General features: G+C 53.9%; 15 protein-coding genes and 1 pseudogene. 9 read left to right on the forward strand and 7 right to left on the reverse strand.

The genetic code is table 11. The features are described from left to right. The 3 genes and pseudogenes from JJU14_RS11900 to bfr (JJU14_RS11910) form a co-directional block, all read right to left on the reverse strand. A pseudogene (locus JJU14_RS11900) lies at window positions 1–334 on the reverse strand (ZIP family metal transporter); the annotation flags it as partial. Window positions 335–545: 211 nt separating this feature from the next. After that, complete coding sequence (bfr, locus tag JJU14_RS11905) at window positions 546–1013, reverse strand: bacterioferritin (RefSeq protein WP_228613820.1); 468 nt, start codon at window positions 1011–1013, stop codon at window positions 546–548. Beyond that, the gene (gene bfr, locus JJU14_RS11910) at window positions 1013–1486 is read right to left on the reverse strand and encodes a bacterioferritin (RefSeq protein ID WP_228613822.1); all 474 of its coding nucleotides are present in this window, start codon (window positions 1484–1486) and stop codon (window positions 1013–1015) included. Before bfr (JJU14_RS11910) ends, bfr (JJU14_RS11905) begins: the two co-directional genes overlap by 1 nt. A gap of 219 nt (window positions 1487–1705) precedes the next feature. Between bfr (JJU14_RS11910) and JJU14_RS11915 the strand changes: the two genes are divergently transcribed. Then, window positions 1706–3205, forward strand: coding sequence for a S10 family peptidase (locus JJU14_RS11915; RefSeq protein WP_228613824.1), 1500 nt, complete (start codon window positions 1706–1708; stop codon window positions 3203–3205). A 53-nt stretch (window positions 3206–3258) separates the two neighbouring features. Here the strand turns inward: JJU14_RS11915 and JJU14_RS11920 are convergent, their stop codons facing one another. Together JJU14_RS11920 and JJU14_RS11925 are read right to left on the reverse strand one after the other, a co-directional pair. Further along, window positions 3259–3684 (reverse strand): YqaA family protein, encoded by a 426-nt coding sequence (locus tag JJU14_RS11920; RefSeq protein WP_228613864.1) that lies wholly within the window; start codon window positions 3682–3684, stop codon window positions 3259–3261. A 21-nt stretch (window positions 3685–3705) separates the two neighbouring features. Further along, window positions 3706–5040, reverse strand: a complete 1335-nt coding sequence (locus tag JJU14_RS11925) for a peptidoglycan DD-metalloendopeptidase family protein (RefSeq protein ID WP_228613826.1) — start codon at window positions 5038–5040, stop codon at window positions 3706–3708. 267 nt (window positions 5041–5307) lie between these two features. Here JJU14_RS11925 and JJU14_RS11930 point away from each other — a divergent pair, with 267 nt between their 5' ends. From JJU14_RS11930 to JJU14_RS11945, 4 genes are all read left to right on the forward strand, one after another. Next, window positions 5308–6684: a class II fumarate hydratase gene (locus tag JJU14_RS11930; RefSeq protein ID WP_228613828.1), complete on the forward strand. Its 1377-nt coding sequence runs from the start codon at window positions 5308–5310 to the stop codon at window positions 6682–6684. A gap of 96 nt (window positions 6685–6780) precedes the next feature. Beyond that, complete coding sequence (locus JJU14_RS11935; RefSeq protein ID WP_228613830.1) at window positions 6781–7464, forward strand: hypothetical protein; 684 nt, start codon at window positions 6781–6783, stop codon at window positions 7462–7464. A 12-nt stretch (window positions 7465–7476) separates the two neighbouring features. Next, window positions 7477–8673: a hypothetical protein gene (locus tag JJU14_RS11940; protein WP_228613832.1), complete on the forward strand. Its 1197-nt coding sequence runs from the start codon at window positions 7477–7479 to the stop codon at window positions 8671–8673. A gap of 102 nt (window positions 8674–8775) precedes the next feature. Next, on the forward strand, window positions 8776–10428 hold the full coding sequence (locus tag JJU14_RS11945) for an amidohydrolase (protein ID WP_228613834.1): 1653 nt from the start codon (window positions 8776–8778) through the stop codon (window positions 10426–10428). 54 nt (window positions 10429–10482) lie between these two features. Here JJU14_RS11945 and JJU14_RS11950 read toward each other — a convergent pair whose 3' ends face one another. Then, a complete protein-coding gene (locus tag JJU14_RS11950; RefSeq protein ID WP_228613836.1) occupies window positions 10483–10860 on the reverse strand; it encodes an HPF/RaiA family ribosome-associated protein in 378 nt (125 codons plus the stop codon). A 193-nt stretch (window positions 10861–11053) separates the two neighbouring features. On the opposite strand from JJU14_RS11950, the gene JJU14_RS11955 reads away from it, so the two are divergent. After that, on the forward strand, window positions 11054–11806 hold the full coding sequence (locus tag JJU14_RS11955) for an RNA methyltransferase (RefSeq protein WP_228613837.1): 753 nt from the start codon (window positions 11054–11056) through the stop codon (window positions 11804–11806). 35 nt (window positions 11807–11841) lie between these two features. Beyond that, window positions 11842–12729 (forward strand): cysteine synthase CysM, encoded by an 888-nt coding sequence (gene cysM / locus JJU14_RS11960; protein ID WP_228613866.1) that lies wholly within the window; start codon window positions 11842–11844, stop codon window positions 12727–12729. A gap of 38 nt (window positions 12730–12767) precedes the next feature. Here the strand turns inward: cysM and JJU14_RS11965 are convergent, their stop codons facing one another. Then, a complete protein-coding gene (locus JJU14_RS11965) occupies window positions 12768–14891 on the reverse strand; it encodes a methyl-accepting chemotaxis protein (RefSeq protein ID WP_228613839.1) in 2124 nt (707 codons plus the stop codon). A gap of 124 nt (window positions 14892–15015) precedes the next feature. On the opposite strand from JJU14_RS11965, the gene JJU14_RS11970 reads away from it, so the two are divergent. Together JJU14_RS11970 and JJU14_RS11975 are read left to right on the forward strand one after the other, a co-directional pair. Continuing rightward, on the forward strand, window positions 15016–16329 hold the full coding sequence (locus JJU14_RS11970; RefSeq protein WP_228613841.1) for a porin: 1314 nt from the start codon (window positions 15016–15018) through the stop codon (window positions 16327–16329). 77 nt (window positions 16330–16406) lie between these two features. After that, window positions 16407–18050 carry a BCCT family transporter gene (locus JJU14_RS11975; RefSeq protein ID WP_228613843.1) on the forward strand — a complete coding sequence of 548 codons (1644 nt, stop codon included), beginning with the start codon at window positions 16407–16409 and terminating at the stop codon, window positions 18048–18050. The last annotated feature ends 8 nt before the right edge of the window (window positions 18051–18058 follow it).

Consider the following 18058-nt stretch of genomic DNA (forward strand, 5'->3'; position numbering starts at 1 on the left):
TCCAGTGAGTCGTCGCTGTCGTTTCAAACAGAGCCAGCGCCGGCACGATCAGCGAAAAGATACTGGCGGCCAGCATAACCCCACCACCAAACCCCAGCATAGCGGCATGCAAACGGGTGGAAAGACGGCGCGAGAACAAGGCAGGAAGCGCACCTAAGGCAGTGGCAGCAGCAGCCACCATACCGGCATAGAATGCATAACGAACATGATCCTGCTGCTGCATCAATAAGGCCAGCTGCTGCAAACCATAACCAGCTCCAAGCAGCAAAATACCCCAGCCCAACAGTTTACGTGGGGTTAGTTTGCCCAGTATGCTTAAGCTGGCTGTATTCATGTGGATCTCCGGTAATCTATATATCCATTATAGGCACTGACTACCAGCAGTGATCAACAATTAAATGAGAATTATTCTCAATATAAATCGATGGGGTTATTCGCTAAAAATGATTAAAAATATTATTTTTACCCTTTAAAGCGCTTATTTTAGTGCTATGGCCCATAGTGGTAGGGCTTGAGAGCCCCAAACCAGCTTGGGGCTAGTCAGCTTAACTCTGCGACTGCAGGTAGTTTGGCAGGCCGAGCATCTTGATAAGGCGTAGCTGTTGCTCCAGCCAGTAGGCGTGGTCGTTTTCGGTATCGTCCAGTAGCTGCTGTAAGATGTTACGGGTGACGTAATCCTGCTCTTTTTCACACAACGCCATGGTGTCTTTGAGCAAGGCATCGACCCGGTATTCCACATCCAGATCGTTTTGCAGCATTTCAGGCACATCTTTGCCCACTTTGATGCCATCGCGTGTGCTCAGATCCGGCACCCCTTCCAAAAACAGAATACGCTCAATCAGGGCGGCGGCATGGCCTTTTTCATCATCAAACTCATGGTCGATACGCTGATACAGCTTTTCCAGGCCCCAATCCTGATACATGCGTGAATGAATAAAGTACTGGTCCATCGCACTGAGCTCATTGGCCAGTAAGGTATTGAGTGCGTCAATAATGACTTGCTTGCCCTGCATTAGTCACCTCCCGTCTGCAGTTGCAGGTAATTGGCCAGCCCCATGGTATTGATTTGATGCTGCTGGGTTTCCAGCCAGTCGATGTACTCTTCTTCGTCTTCCAGCATCTCGGTCAGCATATCGCGGCTGACATAATCCTGATGCTGCTCACAAAGCGCAATGGCTTGCTTGAGTTGCGGGACCTGTTGCAACTGGAAATCCATATCGCATTGCAGCATTTCCTCTGGTGTTTCACCAATATTCAGTTTGCCAAGCGCCTGCAGGTTGGGCAGCCCTTCCAAAAATAAAATACGCTCGATCAGCTTATCGGATTGCTTCATATCCAGAATGGATTTCTTATAACAGGCATCGTTCAGGCCTTTTAAGCCCCAGTTTTTGTACATGCGGGCATGCAAAAAGTACTGATTAATCGAGGTCAGTTCGGTGGTAAGCAACTGATTCAGTTGCGCCAGCACCTGTGGATGGCCTTGCATAGCAAACTCCGAAAATTAAAACGGGTACTAAGCATAGTCCAAAAAGGGGAAAAATACAAAAAATGCTTTACCATCAAACACATGCGACTGATAACAATTATCACTCAGCAGTAATAAAACTCGCTTCATCGCTGACAGCCGCTATTAGCCGCAGGGCTCTGGCAAGGACTGTTTTTTTCCGGTTTAATGGTTAAACCCATGCCAATTTGACTAAAAATTATGCTTCGACCTCTTTTACTTGTCTGTCTGCTGCTCAGCAGCAGCTTCAGCTATGCCACGACACGCCAGATTGAGATTGATCAGGCGGTGGAGACCAAACACCAAACCCGTATTAACGGCCAGCGCGTACAGTACAGCGCTCTGACCGGTACTCAGCCGGTCTGGGACGAACAGGGCGAACCAGTAGCCACCTTGTTTTATACCTATTACCGCCGCACCGATGTCTCCGATGTCGGCAAACGGCCTTTGATGATTTCATTCAATGGCGGGCCTGGTTCAGCTTCGGTCTGGATGCATGTGGCCTACACCGGCCCCAAGGTGCTGAATATTGATGCAGAAGGCTATCCGGTGCAGCCTTATGGCGTAAAAGCCAATCCTTACTCGGTGCTGGATGTAGCCGATATCGTGTTTGTGAATCCGGTGAATACCGGCTATTCCCGGGTAGTGCCGAACAGCCAGGGCGAGCTGTTATCCCGCGAGAAACAGCGCGAGCTATTCTTTGGCGTGAATGCCGATGTCAGCTATTTGGCTGAGTGGATCAATACCTTTGTTACCCGCCACAACCGCTGGACTTCACCAAAGTTTCTGATTGGCGAAAGCTACGGCACCACCCGGGTCGCTGGCCTGGCACTGGAATTACAAAACCGTCAGTGGATGTATTTGAATGGGGTGATCCTGGTTTCCCCAACCGATATGGGCATCGACCGCCAGGGGCCGGTGAAAGCCGCCAACCGCCTGCCGTACTTTGCAGCCACGGCCTGGTACCATGGCGTGCTGCCGGCCGATCTGCAGCAGCGCGATCTGTATGAATTATTGCCGGAAGTCGAAGACTTTACCCTGAATCAGTACCTGCCGGCACTGGCCAAAGGCGCCTTCATTGAGGATGCCGAAAAACAACGCATTGCCGAGCAAGTGGCTCGTTACTCTGGTTTATCCTTGCAATCGGTGCTTGGCAGTAACCTGGATATCGATACCGCCTTTTTCTGGAAAGACTTACTGCGCGAGCAGGGTAAAACTGTGGGCCGGCTGGACTCACGCTACTTAGGCATTGATAAGAAAGAAGTGGGCGAACGCCCGGATTACTGGGCAGAGCTGACTTCCTGGCTGCACTCCTTTACCCCGGCCATCAACCACTACATTCGCAACGATCTGAATTACGTCACCGACATCAAATACAACATGTTCGGCCCGGTGCATCCCTGGGACAGAACCAACGACAACACCGGCGATAACCTGCGCCAGGCTATGGCACAGAACCCATATCTGCAAGTGCTGTTTCAGGCCGGTTACTACGATGGTGCCACCAACTACTTTGATGCCAAGTACAGCATGTGGCAGCTGGACCCCAGCAGCAAAATGCGCAACCGGCTGCACTTTGCCGGCTACCGCAGCGGCCATATGATGTATCTGCGCTACGAGGATTTGAAAAAATCCAACGACGACTTGCGCAACTTTATTCGTGCCGCCCTGCCGGCTGAAGGCCAGGCTGCCAAGTACTAGATACTGAGTATCTCGCTAAACCTTACCAAGCAGGCCAAGGCCTGCTTTTTTATTCATGGGAAGATGGCCATGCCAAGCCCAAGCAACACTGCATAACGCAGCCCTTTACCAAGAGCCACCAACAGTAGAAATAACGAAAAGCGCACCCGCAACACACCGGCTATCAGCGTCAGTGGGTCGCCAACCACTGGCAGCCAGCTTAGCAGTAAACTCCAACTGCCATAGCGCTGAAAGCGCAGGCTGGCAGCGGTCATTTGGGCAGGTGTAAAAGGAAACCAGCGCTTGTGCTGAAAACGATTGACCTCTTTACCGAGGTACCAGTTCACGCAAGAGCCCAGCGTATTACCCGTGGTGGCAAAGAGCCAAAGCCAGACAGGCAGATAGCCCTGCTGCTGCAGGGCCAGTAGTAAGACTTCAGAGGAGCCCGGCAGCAGGGTCGCTGCCGTGAAGGCGCTGACGAACAGTGTCAGATAAGCCAGCATCAATGAGAATCGGCCGGCTTAGCGCTTTTGTGCCAGCAGGGTTTCTTCGTCCATTTGCTGGATCATAAAGGCCACTTTTTCAAAAAAGGCATCACGGCCTTCATCCGGGATCGGTTGTGCCAGTGGAATATTGGCAGTCATTGGGTTCACTGGTCGGTTGTTCACATGCAGCTCGTAGTGCAAATGCGGCCCCGTGACCCGGCCGGTGGCACCGGAAAGGGCAATGCGCTGGCCGCGCTCAACCCGTTGGCCATTGCGCACCAGGGCTCTGTCCAGATGCAGATAACGGGTTTTGTACTGACCATGGTGCTGAATTTCGATGTAGCGACCAGCAAAGGGGTGATTTTCCACCCGGATCACCACACCATCGGCAGCAGCCAATACCGGAGTACCGGTGGGTGTTGCAAAGTCAGTGCCATTGTGTGGTGATACCCGACGCGTCACCGGATGCAACCGGCGCGGATTAAACGCCGAGCTGATACGAAACTCGCGCTGTAACGGAATGCGCATAAAAGCGCGCTGCAGGCTATTGCCCTCGGCATCATAGTACTGGCCATTGTCGTGTAAAAAGGCGGTCAGTTGCTGGCGCCGATTAAAGAGACGGATACCTTCAATGCGGCTTTGGCCGGTAGCTTCTTCACCGACGTAATTGTCGCTACGCACCACCTGAAAGCGGGCGCCAGCCTGAATATCGCGCGAGAAGTTCACCCGATCCCGAAACAGCTGACTAACCGTGGCGATCTCGGCATCGTTCAGGCCGGCGCGCTGTGCCGATAAATAGAAACTGCCGTGAATTTCACCAACCAGGGTTTGACTGTACCATTCGCCTTCGTCCAACAGTTCCTGATAGCTGAATTCACCATCGGCTTCGCGTTGAAACAACACCCGATTGCCAGCATGGATAAAAAGCTCCATCGACAGCAACTCGTTGTGCTCATCCCGCTGGAAGGTCAGGGTGTGGCCCGGGCGTAATACATCCAACGCCAACAGCGACTGATCGGCCGCCATAATCTGATGCAGCTGTTGCTGGCTAAAACCATGACGGGAGAAAATGCGGCTTAAGCTATCGCCGGATTGGATAGCATAGTGGGTGAGGGATTCATCGACCTCTGGCTCAGGTTCAGGAAACAAGGCCAACTGCCACTGTTGCACCTGCAACTGCCAACCATGCTCTGGTGCAAGCTGTGCCCAGCTGGCACTTAGCAACACTGGCATCAGGGTTAACAACGGCTTTTCCGGCTTGGAGCTGGTGGGCCAAAATAGAATCATCAGACCGAGCAACAGCAAAGACAGCAGGATGCGCCGGTGCGTATTGGGTAGCCTGGTTGTAAGCGTGAGCAAAGGTTGTGGCATCGGTAGCGCTTTTATCGTTTTATTCAGTCAGACAACAGACAAGGATAACCCTTGTCACAGCGATTTTAGGATAGTATCACAAAAATAACCAACTCCGCTTCGATAGGCAATTGGAAAAATGGTTCCTGTGAAAATAAAAAAACCACCTGTCTTCCCGGCAGGTGGCTGCGAATACCGCTACACTGCTGTTAAAGCGACTGCCTGGTGATAGCTAGCTTATCAAGCGGCCTTTATCATCAATCACATAGTGAATAAAGGAGCTCTGAAATGACCACACGTACCGAACGCGATAGCATGGGCGAACTGGAAGTGCCGGCCGATGCGCTCTATCAGGCACAAACTCAGCGCGCTGTGCAAAACTTTCAACTCAGTGGGTTAACCCTGCCTGTCCGCTTTATTCAAGCCGTGCTGCACATCAAAGCGGCGGCGGCTGCAGCCAACCAGCAGTTGGGGTTACTGCCAGCGGCCAAGGCCAACGCCATTATCGCAGCGGCAAAAGCCCAATTGGCGCAGACCGATATACAGCAGTACCCGGTTGATGTGTTTCAAACCGGCTCCGGTACCAGCAGCAATATGAATGTCAATGAAGTGTTGGCCAGTCTGGCCAGCCAACAGCTGGGCGAAGCCGTCAGCCCGAATGACGATGTCAACCTGGGACAGAGCAGCAATGATGTGATCCCAACGGCGATTCAACTGAGTGCCCTGCTGGCACTGGAGCAACAATTGCTGCCAAAGCTAGAACATTTGCTCAGCACTTTGCAGCAAAAAGAGCAGCGTATCGGTCACCTGGTGAAAACCGGTCGTACTCATTTAATGGATGCGATGCCGGTGACCTTTGGCCAGGTGCTTGGTGGCTGGCAAAGCCAGCTGTTGCATAACCGCGAACAGCTGCAACAGGTGCTGCACAGCCTGCGCCAGTTGCCGCAAGGCGGCACGGCCGTCGGTACCGGCATTAATGCGCACCCGGCCTTTGCCAGCAGTTTTTGTCAGCACCTCAGCAGCGAACTAAAGTACCCGTTCAGCCCGGCCAATGATTTCTTCTTTGGTATCAGCAGTCAGGATCTCAGCGTGAACCTGTCTGGTCAACTAAAAACACTGGCCGTCTCCCTGATGAAAATCAGCAATGATTTGCGCTGGATGAACTCAGGCCCTTTAGCTGGCCTGGCGGAAATTGAGCTACCGGCCCTGCAACCCGGCTCGTCCATTATGCCCGGTAAAGTCAACCCGGTGGTGCCGGAAGCGGTTGCCATGCTCTGTGCTCAGGTAATTGGCAACGACAGCACCATCACAGTGGCAGGTCAATCCGGCAATTTTGAGCTGAATGTGATGCTGCCTGTGATTGCTTACAACCTGCTGCAAAGCATTGAGTTGCTGGCCAATGGCTGTCAGGCGCTGGCCGATCAGGCCATTGCCGGCTTTACCGTCAATGAAGCGCATATTCAGCAGGCGCTGCATCGCAACCCTATGTTGGTCACGGCGTTAAACCCGGTGATTGGCTACATGAAAGCAGCCGAAATCGCTAAAAAAGCCTATCAGCAACGACGCTCTGTGCTGGAGGTCGCGCTGGAGGAAACCGATTTAACAGAAAAAGAACTCAAAGCCCTGCTGGATCCGGCCAAGTTGTGCCGCGGCGGCCTGGCTTAATCGGCTAAAACAACAAAAAACAGAGCCAGTTCGTACTGGGCGACTGCAGAATCGCAACCTATACTGAAAAGGACTTCTTCACAGCACAGGGTTTCGATGGTTTTGTCACTCAGTGGTCATGCCTGGATAAGGTGCCTGACTCTTGGCGGTTTGCTGATCGTCAGCGATGCCTTGGGTAACAGCTTGCCTGAAATTAGTATTGGCAACACGCAAAGCCCATCTGAACTGAGCTCTCTAATAGAGCAACGTCTGAAGCTGGCCTATCAGCAACTAGGGTATCAACCTGTTTTCTTTCCCCTGCCATCCGAGCGGCGATTACGCTTAGTCCGCTCACAGGAGCTCGATGCAGATCTCTTTCGTCTTTGCGTGTTGCAAGATGAATACCCGGATATTCTGATGATTCCAGTTCCCCTTGGTGATTTCACACTAAAAGCCTTCGCAGTGTCAGCCAACACCCTGGAAAACTGGCAAAGCAACTCCAGCCTTATCGTGGTGCATATCCGTGGATTTAAGATGGCAGAGCAAACGCACTTTGAGGGAAGACGGCTGGAGGTTGCCAGTCTCGAGCAAGCTTTTGGCTTATTGCAACAAGGACGGGCCGATATCGTGTTGGAGGATGAACCATCTGCAACCAGCTATCTGATGGCCTCGCCCAATTGGTCAGAAGGCAGTTGGTATGCAGCAGCTTTGAACCGCCTGGCAGTTTGCCATATACTTGGCTCACACCTAGAGCATTTGGCAGAGCCGCTGCAACAGCTGCTGAGCCAACCCAACCCTTAAGTGGGGTCCGTTATGCCCAGTTTGATCTCCACCGTTTTCTCCTCTGCTTTGTTGTTAAGCAGCGTCCAGGTTTCGGAGCCGGCAATTGCCTATGCAACAGTAGAGGAGCAACGGCTGGAAGCAGCCTGGCAGGCGATGCCGCAGGTGTTAAGCCGTTTTGAGCCCCTGGTCAATAACCTGCGGCTGGAGCTGCAGCACACCGAACATAGCCGGGACCTGGCACCTCGCTTGCGCCAGCATGGCGAGCAACTGTGGCAACAGGCGACCTATCAGGCCAGAACCAACCCCAACTACGATGACCGAGCCCTGTACTGGGCCCGGCTGATGATGACCCAGACCCTACGCCAATGGTGTCAGCAACATCAACCCTGCGTCCATTTGCCGGTACTGTTGGAGGCATTGGAATTAAGTAGCCGAGGCCAGCTGACCATCCGGTTTGCAAAAGACAGCGATGTGCGTATTTTGCTGACCGGCTTCGACCCTTTCTTACTGGACCGTAACCTGAACCAGTCCAACCCGTCCGGCGTCACCGCCCTGATGCTGGATGGCTGGGTATTCCAGCAGGATGGCCGGCAAATTGAAGTACAAACCGCCATGATCCCGGTACGTTTTGCCGATTTTGATCAGGGCATGATCGAGCAGCTGCTAACCCCCTTGCTTTCAGAGCAGAGCATTGATCTACTACTCACCGTCAGCATGGGCCGGCAGCACTTTGATCTGGAGCACTTCCCCGGCCGCCGACGCAGCGCCGAGGCACCGGACAATCTGAATGTTTATACCGGTGGCAGCGCCAGCAACCCGGTGTTGCCACTGCTTGATGGCACCCCTTTGGCCGGCCCGGAGTTCGTTGCCTACAGCCTGCCCTATCAGGCCATGGTGCAGGCCGAGGGACGCTTTCACATCAACGACAATCGCAGTGTGACCACGCTGGAACGCGGCGAGTTTGCAGCGCAGTCCCTTACTGAACTCGCAGATCAAACTGCGGTGCAGGGCGGAGGTGGTGGCTATCTGTCGAATGAGATTTCTTATCGCAGCATCCTGCTGCGTGATCGCTACGCTCCAAAGCTGCCGGTTGGTCATATTCACACGCCACGCATTGCCGCTTTTGAACCTGAAACCACCGCCGCCATTGTGCAGCAAATCAAGCAGATGATCCGACTGGCCGCAGCCAGCCATCCTCAGGCCGCAGAGGCTGACAGCGACAAATAACAGCTGTTATAGTGAATCCGACGGGTAAATTTCAGTGCTTTGCCCGTCGGATAGAACGTATAAAAATAATGAAATCCATACCAATAATTTCAGGAACAGACCATGCGATCCATACTAGCACTTACCACGACGCTGTTGCTTAGCAGCAGCGCCCTCGCCCAGCAACTGGGCTGGACCAATATTCAGGGTTATGGCTTTGCTGCCGATGGCCAGTTGGTACAGTTTCAGCAACTGCTGATTGATACCGACAGCGGTAAAGTGCTGGCTCGGGGTGATGCCATTGTGCAGGATTTCCCAGACGCCAACTGGCAGGATGGCCAGGGCAAAACCATGCTACCCGGATTGATTGACGGCCACGGCCATATTCTTGGGCTGGGCCAGAACCTGATGCAGGTAGAACTTCGCGGCACCCAGAGCGAGCAAGAAGCCGTGGAGCGGGTGGCTGCATTTGCCGCTCAGCATCCAGAGCAGCAATGGATCCAGGGGCGCGGCTGGAATCAGGTGTTATGGGACAACAACGAGTTTCCAAGTACCGCCCTGCTGGATGAAGTGGTATCGGATCGGCCAGTCTGGCTGAGCCGGATTGATGGACATGCTGGCTGGGCCAACAGCAAGGCATTGGAGCTGGCCGGCATTACCAAAGACACCCTGGACCCGCCCGGTGGCCGCATTCTGCGTGACGAACAGGGCAACCCTACCGGAGTGCTGCTGAACAATGCCCGCCAGTACATCGGTGCTGTTTTACCGGAGCCCAATGAAGCCGAGGTAATTCAGGCGCTGGAAGCTGCTTTTGCCGAACTGTTATCGCTCGGCATTACCAGTGTGCACGATGCCGGCATCGATAGCAGTCTGGCTCGTTTGTATCAGCGCCTGCGCGCAGAAAACGCTTTGCCGCTGCGTATTTATGCCATGCTCTCCGCCCGCAACCCCGATCTGCAGGACTGGCTGGATCAGGGCATTATTGACGATGAGCTGGATTTGCTGCTGATCCGGGCAGTAAAACTCTATGGCGACGGCGCTTTGGGCAGTCGCGGCGCTGCCCTGTTGGCCGATTACAGCGACCAGCCCGAGCATCGTGGCCTGCTGGTGACCGAGCCAGACAGGCTCACTGCCCAAATGCAAGCCACCATCCAGGCAGGCTTTCAGGCCAATGTGCATGCTATCGGTGACCGGGCCAATCGCATGGTACTGGATCGCTTTGAACAATTAGCCAGCAACGAGCAACTAGCCCTGGGCCGTCATCGCATGGAGCATGCACAAATCGTCTCGCCACAGGATATTCCGCGTTTTAAAGCCTTGCATGTGTTGCCTTCGATGCAGGCGGTGCATGCCACCTCGGATATGAATATGGCTGGTGATCGACTGGGAGTTGCGCGGCTACGCGGTGCTTATGCCTGGCGTACTTTTGTCGATCAGGGTAGCCCCATTGTTGGCGGCTCCGATTTTCCGGTCGAGCTGGCCAATCCGTTTCATGGCTTGCACGCATCAGTAACCCGACAAGATCAGCACAACCAGCCGGTCGGTGGCTGGCGGCCAGAGCAACGGCTGACGTTAACCGAAGCCCTGCGCAGCTTTACCCGCGATGCCGCCTATGGCGCCTTTCAGGAAGCACGTTTAGGCTCGCTGGCACCTGGCATGTGGGCTGACTTTATCGTACTGGAGCAAGACCCTTTTGCCATCCCGCCCGAGCAGCTCTGGCAGTTGGAAGTGCTGCAAACCTGGCTGGCAGGCAACCAAGTGTTTCACCGCGAATAAAACCAACAACGGCGCCAATGGCGCCGTTTCAGTATACAAAAGTCTTACTGGCGCTTAGCCCTGCTCGGGCTCTGCTGGCTCTGGCTCGGAAAAATCGGGGCTGACCGAGCGGCTTTGTTTATCACGCAACTTGCCAATCACTGAACTTAACTTGCGTTGCAGCTTATCGGCCGCACCGCTTACTGCCTGGCCCACTGCAGCGGCATGCTCTGTCACCGCCATCGGATCCATGCCCTGCAACCGGGCTTCCAACAGGCAACGCTTGTCGTTGCCTTCCTGCTTGGCGCTGCTGTTCTCATCGCTTAAGTGCACTTCAATACGGGTAATGTGATCAGAAAAACGCTCTAATTTGCTTTTTAAGGTCTCACGCACAAACTCGGCCAAACGTTCATCGGCCTGGATATTACGATCACTGTTGATTTGAATCTGCATAGACAACTCCTTTGATAGTTGCTTTAACCTGGGAAACTCTATCCATGGACCACCCTGGCGTTGAAATGTTTCCCTTAACTTCTATTTGGAGACGATACCGACTATAGACAAGGGGATAGCGACGAATTTAATCGGACAGAGCCGTAAAGTCTGGGTAAAATGGTGATCAACTTTAGCGACCCAAGCAAAAAGCATGATCAGTACCAAGTGGGCCAAGCTTATTAAATCACTGCAGCTGAAAAAATACCGCAAGGCTGAGCAGCAGTTTATCGTCGAAGGCGAAAAGGCCGTATTGGAAGTACTGGCCTCCGGCTGGCAGGTGCCGGCCGTTTTTGCCACCGAGCGCTTTTTGCAGCAGCATGCTGCTGCCACTCAATCGGCGCAGTTGGTGCAAGCTTGCAGTAGCGACGAATTGGTCAAAGTGGGTACCTTTAGCAGCAACGATGCGGCACTGGCTGTTGTTGCCATGCCACAGTGGCCGGCGTTTCATGCCGCATCAGAACAATGGACCCTGGTGCTGGATAGCATTAACGATCCGGGTAACCTCGGCACCATTATTCGTATTGCCGACTGGTATGGCATACGCCATATCCTTTGTTCACCCGATACCGCCGATTGTTACAATCCCAAAGTGATAGCCGCTGCCAAAGGTTCTTTTTTACGGGTTCAATTGCATTATCTTCCGCTGGCAGAGCCACTGACCAATAGCACACTACCGGTATATGGCGCTTATCTGGGTGGTGAGAATGTTCATCAACTGCAGCTTAGCCAACAGGGTGGCTTTATCGTGCTTGGCAACGAAGCCAATGGCATCAGTCCGCAGCTCAGCCAGTGCATCAGCCGCAAAATCACCATCCCGGCTTATGGCGACGCCGAATCTCTGAATGTCGGCATTGCTGCCGCGATAATTTGCGACAATCTGAAGCGCCTGACAGCCAGTCGCTGATTCGGGTATACTGGCAACAAAGTCACTGACGGGTTATCAGCATGTTCCCTACCATTGAATCCTATGTCGGCCAAACCCCACTGGTGCGATTGCAACGTTTAGCCAGCCATACCAACAGCACCGTGCTGGTAAAATTGGAAGGCAACAATCCGGCGGGCTCGGTCAAAGACCGGCCGGCGCTGAATATGATTTTGCAGGCAGAAGCGAGTGGCCGCATCAAGCCCGGTGATTGCATTATCGAGGCGACCAGTGGCAATACCGGCATTGCATTGGCGATGGCAGCGGCCATTAAAGGCTATCGCATGACCTTGATCATGCCGGCCAATGCCACTGAAGAACGTAAGGCAGGCATGCGCGCCTATGGCGCCGAGCTGATTGAAGTAACCAAAGAACAAGGTATGGAAGGGGCGCGTGATTTAGCGCTTAGCATGCAGGCTGAGGGCAAAGGCATTGTGCTGGATCAGTTCAACAACCTGGACAACCCCGCAGCCCATTACGCTGGTACCGGGCCGGAGATCTGGCAGCAAAGTCAGGGCAAGATCACCCATTTCGTTTCCAGCATGGGTACTACCGGCACTATAATGGGCGTGTCGCGCTACTTAAAAGAGCAAAACCCGGCCATTGAAATTGTCGGTTTGCAGCCCTCCGAAGGCAGCCAGATCCCCGGCATTCGTCGCTGGCCGGAAGCCTATTTGCCAGGCATCTTCGACAAAAGCCGGGTCGATCGGGTGATCGATATCAATCAGCAGGATGCACTGAGCGCCATGCGCCGACTGGCCCGCGAGGAAGGCATTTTTGCCGGCGTCAGCTCGGGCGGTGCTGTGCATGCCGCTCTGCAACTGGCCGAACAATTGGATAACGCCGTGATAGTCGCCATTATCTGCGATCGCGGTGATCGTTACTTATCCTCTGGTATTTACTAGCTGCCCTCCCGAAGCAAGGTTTCAGGATGGCAAGCTGCTTAATACTTAAAGCGGCTGACCTGGGCATCAATATCCTGCGCTATGGCCGCAATCAGCTGGCTTTGCTCAGCTGCATCGGTTGCGGCCTGACTTAAGCTGGCGACAGCCGTGCTGATTTCTACCACATTTTTGCTGATATCTTCACTCACCACGCTTTGTTCTTCCGCCGCACTGGCAATCTGAGTAGCCGCATCGCTGATACGATGGGTGGCCTCTATCGCCTGCTTCAACTTTTGCTGGGCTTCATCGGCATGCTGCCGGGTCTGCTCCGTCATTTGCTGATTTTGCTGCATGGCTTCAACCACAGCCTGAGTTTTGCCGGTGAGCTCACCAATCAGGCTTTGAATTTCACCGGTCGACTGCTGAGTTCTGGATGCTAAGCTTCGAACTTCATCGGCCACCACGGCAAAGCCCCGGCCCTGCTCACCGGCACGGGCCGCTTCAATGGCGGCATTCAGCGCCAGCAAGTTGGTTTGCTCGGAAATATTGCGGATCACTTCCACAATGCTGTTGATGCTGGTACTGGCTTGCTCCAGTTGACTCATCATGGCGCCAGCTTGCTGCATGCTGTCGGCCAGCTCACCGATCACCCGGGCAGTACCGACCACCGCCTGATCACCTTGTTGCACAGCACCTGCAGCCTGCTGCGCCGACTCGGCCGTTAAGGACGCCTGGGACGCTACTTCCGATGCTGTGCTCGACATTTCGGTCACAGCAGTTGCCACCTGCTCAATGGAGCGTTGCTGCTGGGCAACCTCCTGATGGGTACGCTGCGAAATATCGGCACTGGCCGTCGAAGAACCCTGCAGCTTCTGCACCAGCTGGGCGGTATCGCGCACTATCTGATGGGTTTTATCCAAAAACAGATCCAAAGCCTTGGCCAAATGGCCAATTTCATCATGCCGCTTTAAACCAATGCGCTGCGTTAAATCGCCATCCGACTGGGCCAGGTTATCGACCATAGCCGTCAATTGCTGCAAAGGTTTTGCCAGACGACCAGCCACCATATAAAGTACCCCGGCACCGGCCAGAGCCACGGCAATACCCAGCAACACCTGCCAGAATAAGCTCTGGTTAAATCGGCTGCTTAAGGTATCGTTCAATTGCACCATGTCAGCCAAAGCAATCGAAGTAGGCACCCGGTATTCCAGTAGCCAAGGCGTTTCAAAGGTACTAAGCGCAATAGGCACAGTCACGACAAAGTCGTCTCCCTGCTGGCGGAAGCTGGCAGTGCTGGATCGAACCAGTGGTTGCAACTGCTGCCATTCATGGCTGGCTAAAGGCTCACCCACCCCTTGCTGACTTTGGGTGCTGCCGACCAAAAAACCGCGGTAAGAAATAATGCGTAAGTCACCCTCGCCCTGATACAGTTCACGGTCCAGCTCAGCCAGCAATTGCCGCAAAAAGGCCATCGAAATATCCACGCCACCCATACCAACAAAACGATTGTTGATCAGCACCGGATGAACAATGGAGGTCATCAGAGTGGGAACACCCTGTATATCCCAGACCGCAGGGTCAATCACGCAGGATCCTTGCTTGTCGCGCGAACACAGATACCATTCATTCAGGCGCATGCCTTGTGCATCCCGCGTTTCACTGTACAAATCCGTGGTGGTCACCGGCCGGAGATCTAATTGATTGCGTTGATCGCGGGTCCAGTAAGGCCCAAACTGACCGTCATCGGTCGAGTGACGGCCTTCCCCGCGAAATTCAGCATCACGGCCATCCACCGCATTCGGCTCCCAAACAATGTAAGCACCCACTGCTTGTCGATTATTTAACATCGCCGTATGCACCAACTCACTGATATGCTCCCTGCTCAGCTGTTCCATCGCACCGGAACCAATCAACGACTGCATGGTATCCGCCAACCCCTGCGCCACCCCCAACGACTGCATAATCACTTGCTCAATTTCATCTGCCCTCACCTGCAACTGATTACTCAGGGATCGCTCCACTTCCTGCTGAAAGAGCGCCGTACTGCTGGTACGATTAAACTGAAACAGCTGGTGCGACAGCAACACGCCCAAGCCAATACTGGCGGCAACTGCCAGGATCAGGCAGCTTCCCGCTATCACTGAAATTTGGCTACGCATGGTTTTAAAGGCAAAAGTCGACATGACGATCTTCCAAGTTAATGTAAACAACAAAGGCCTTGTTAATTATGCGGCAAATTTGGGTTCCCGCCAGATTTAAGCTATGATCTTTTTTACAAATCTTTATTCAGATCAAACAGGTAAACCCATGCACTGCAAAAGTCGCCTGGCGCTTTGTCTCGCCCTTGTATTTAGCCCTCTCACACTGCACGCTTCCGAGCTGGATGAACTGCGCCAGCAACTGGAGCTGTTAAAACAGCAACTCAACCTGCTGGAGCAAAAAATTGAGCAGCAGGAGCAACAACTGACCGTCCAGCAGCAAAGCATAGAAAGTGTGGAGCAAAGCAGTACCGAAGTAACCTCTACCCTGGCCAGTATGGAGCCTGCCAAAGAAAGCAGTGATGGTATCTCGCTGGGCGGTGCCATTCGCACCAACTACAGCCACACCTCCTACAACGATGGCAATAAAAATCGCGGCGGCGATTTTGCCTTTGATATTTTCCGCTTTAATTTACACGGCAGCATCGGTGATGTGCTGCTGAATGCCGAAATCCGCTTTTTCGATTACATGACCGCGGTTAAATACGCCTATGTTGGCTATCAACTGAACGAAGACTGGCAAGTCCAGGCCGGTATTACTCAGGTGCCCTTTGGCAACTGGCCTTATAACTCGCACAACTGGTTTTTCAGCACCAACTACTACATTGGGTTGGAGGACGACCACGATTTAGGCATCCTGTTTAAACGCCGCATGAAAGACAACTGGCAACTGGATCTGGCTTTTTTCAAAAACGATGAGCTGGGCGGCGTCGATGGCTATGTCAGCAGCCGGGCCGATCGCTACTCGTACGATGTAGTGGGTTTCCGCTTACCTGGCGATGGCATCTACGACGATCCGGCTCAACCTCTGGGTGAGTACAATACCCTGTCCGGCCGTTTTGCCTACCATTTTGAGCACCGCGAAGGTTTTACTACTGAGCTGGGTGTCTCCGCCCTTGCGGGCGGTTTGCACGATGGCCTGCGCCGGGCTGGCGACTACAACGCCTGGGCGCTGCATTTGAACAGTCACTTTGACCGCTGGAACCTGCAGTTGCAGCATGGGGAGTATCGCTACAATGTCGATGGCATGGACCGGATGGCGGTCGGTGCCTACGCTTTTTATGACAGCATCGCGGCCAAAGCCAAAACCAGCACTGTCAACCTGGCCTACAGCCTGCCGCTGGAATGGGGGCCAGTCACCTGGATGCAGTTTTACAACAATTACGGCCTTATCTACGATAAATCGGACAATACCGCCGATACCTGGATGAATGTCACCGGCTTCTCGGTGGCGGCTGGCGGCTTCTTTACCTATTTCGATTTGGTGCATGCCCGCAACCAGCCTTTCGTTGGTGGCTCAGCTGTCGGCGACAGCAACGAGACCGAACGACGCTTTAATATCAATATTGGCTATTATTTCTAGCCTGCCCAACGAAGGCCTGTTTCAGGCCTTCGCGCTTTAACACTGCAACAAAAAATAACAACCCGGGAGAAGTAGCAATGGCAGATCCAAGCGACCCAATGAAGCCGGATGGCGAAGTCAACCCAATTGATACCGACTATCAGATAGGTCAGGACAACATCGTCGTCAAAGTCGGCCCCTTTGGCCTGGATATCCACAACCGGGTATTTTTAATCTCCGGCCTGTCGGTGATTGTGTTTGTGCTGCTGACCATCGTGTTTCATAGCCAGGCAGAGCCTTTTTTTTCCAGTTTGCGTGGCTGGCTCACCTCCAACCTGGACTGGTTCTTTATCAGCGCAGCCAATGTATTTGTGCTGCTGTGCCTGGTGTTGATTGTCTCTCCCTTAGGTAAAGTTCGGCTTGGCGGTACCGAAGCCACACCGGACTTTGGCTACCTTGGCTGGTTCTCGATGTTGTTTGCCGCAGGTATGGGCATAGGCCTTATGTTTTATGGCGTATCGGAGCCTTTGGCACATTTTAGCAGCGCCTATGGCGGCACCAGCTTTGAGGATGGTGTGCGAACCGACTGGGCACCACTGGCCGGGACTGGTGGCGATGCCGCTGCGGCCGAGCGGTTAGGCATGGCCGCTACCATCTACCACTGGGCCCTGCACCCCTGGGCTATCTATGCGGTGCTGGCGCTTGGGCTGGCGCTGTTCTCCTTTAACAAAGGTTTGCCACTGACCATGCGGTCGGTCTTTTACCCGCTGCTGGGTGAGCGGGTCTGGGGCTGGCCTGGTCATGTCATTGATATTCTGGCGGTCTTTGCTACCTTGTTTGGCCTGGCCACATCGCTAGGCCTTGGTGCATCCCAGGCCAGTGCTGGCCTGAACTATCTGTTTGGTCTACCGCAGGACACCGCCATGCAGGTGCTGTTGGTGATTGGCATCACCCTGATCGCCCTGGTGTCGGTGCTGGCTGGCCTTGAGGCCGGCGTGAAGCGTTTATCAGAAATCAATATGACGCTGGCAGCGCTGCTGATGCTGTTTGTGATTATCGTTGGACCAACCATCGCTATCCTGACCGGCTTTGTCAGTAACCTGGCCGCTTACCTGCAACATCTGCCGGCACTGGCCAACCCGATTGGCCGAGAAGATGCCAACTTCTCCCAGGGCTGGACGGCCTTTTACTGGGCCTGGTGGATTTCCTGGTCGCCTTTTGTCGGCATGTTTATCGCGCGGGTTTCCCGTGGTCGAAGTGTGCGTGAGTTCTTAGTGTCGGTCTTGCTGATCCCTTCGCTGGCTTGTGTGCTCTGGATGTCGGTGTTTGGCGGCACGGCCATCCGACAAGTGGTCGATCATGGTTATGACGCCGCTGCCTCGGCCGATTTACCCTTGCAGCTGTTCAGTATGCTGGACTTTATGCCCTGGGCACAGGTCACCTCCTTTATTGCCATTATTCTGGTGGTGGTGTTCTTTATCACCTCGTCTGATTCCGGCTCTTTGGTGATCGATACCATCGCCGCTGGCGGCAAAGTCAATGCGCCAACCCCACAGCGGGTATTCTGGTGTACTTTCGAGGGGCTGGTTGCCATAGCGCTGATCCTGGGGGGCGGTCTGGTGGCCTTGCAAGCGATGGCGGTATCGACCGGCTTCCCCTTTACCATCGTCTTGCTGGTAGCTTGCGTCGCCGTGGTGAAAGGGCTGATGTCCGAGCCCCGTCCTGGCAAAGTCACCGGATAAGCTGGCAC

Origin of the sequence: Alkalimonas sp., from assembly GCF_020831925.1 — a bacterium.
In the GTDB taxonomy this organism is placed as follows: domain Bacteria; phylum Pseudomonadota; class Gammaproteobacteria; order Enterobacterales; family Alteromonadaceae; genus Alkalimonas.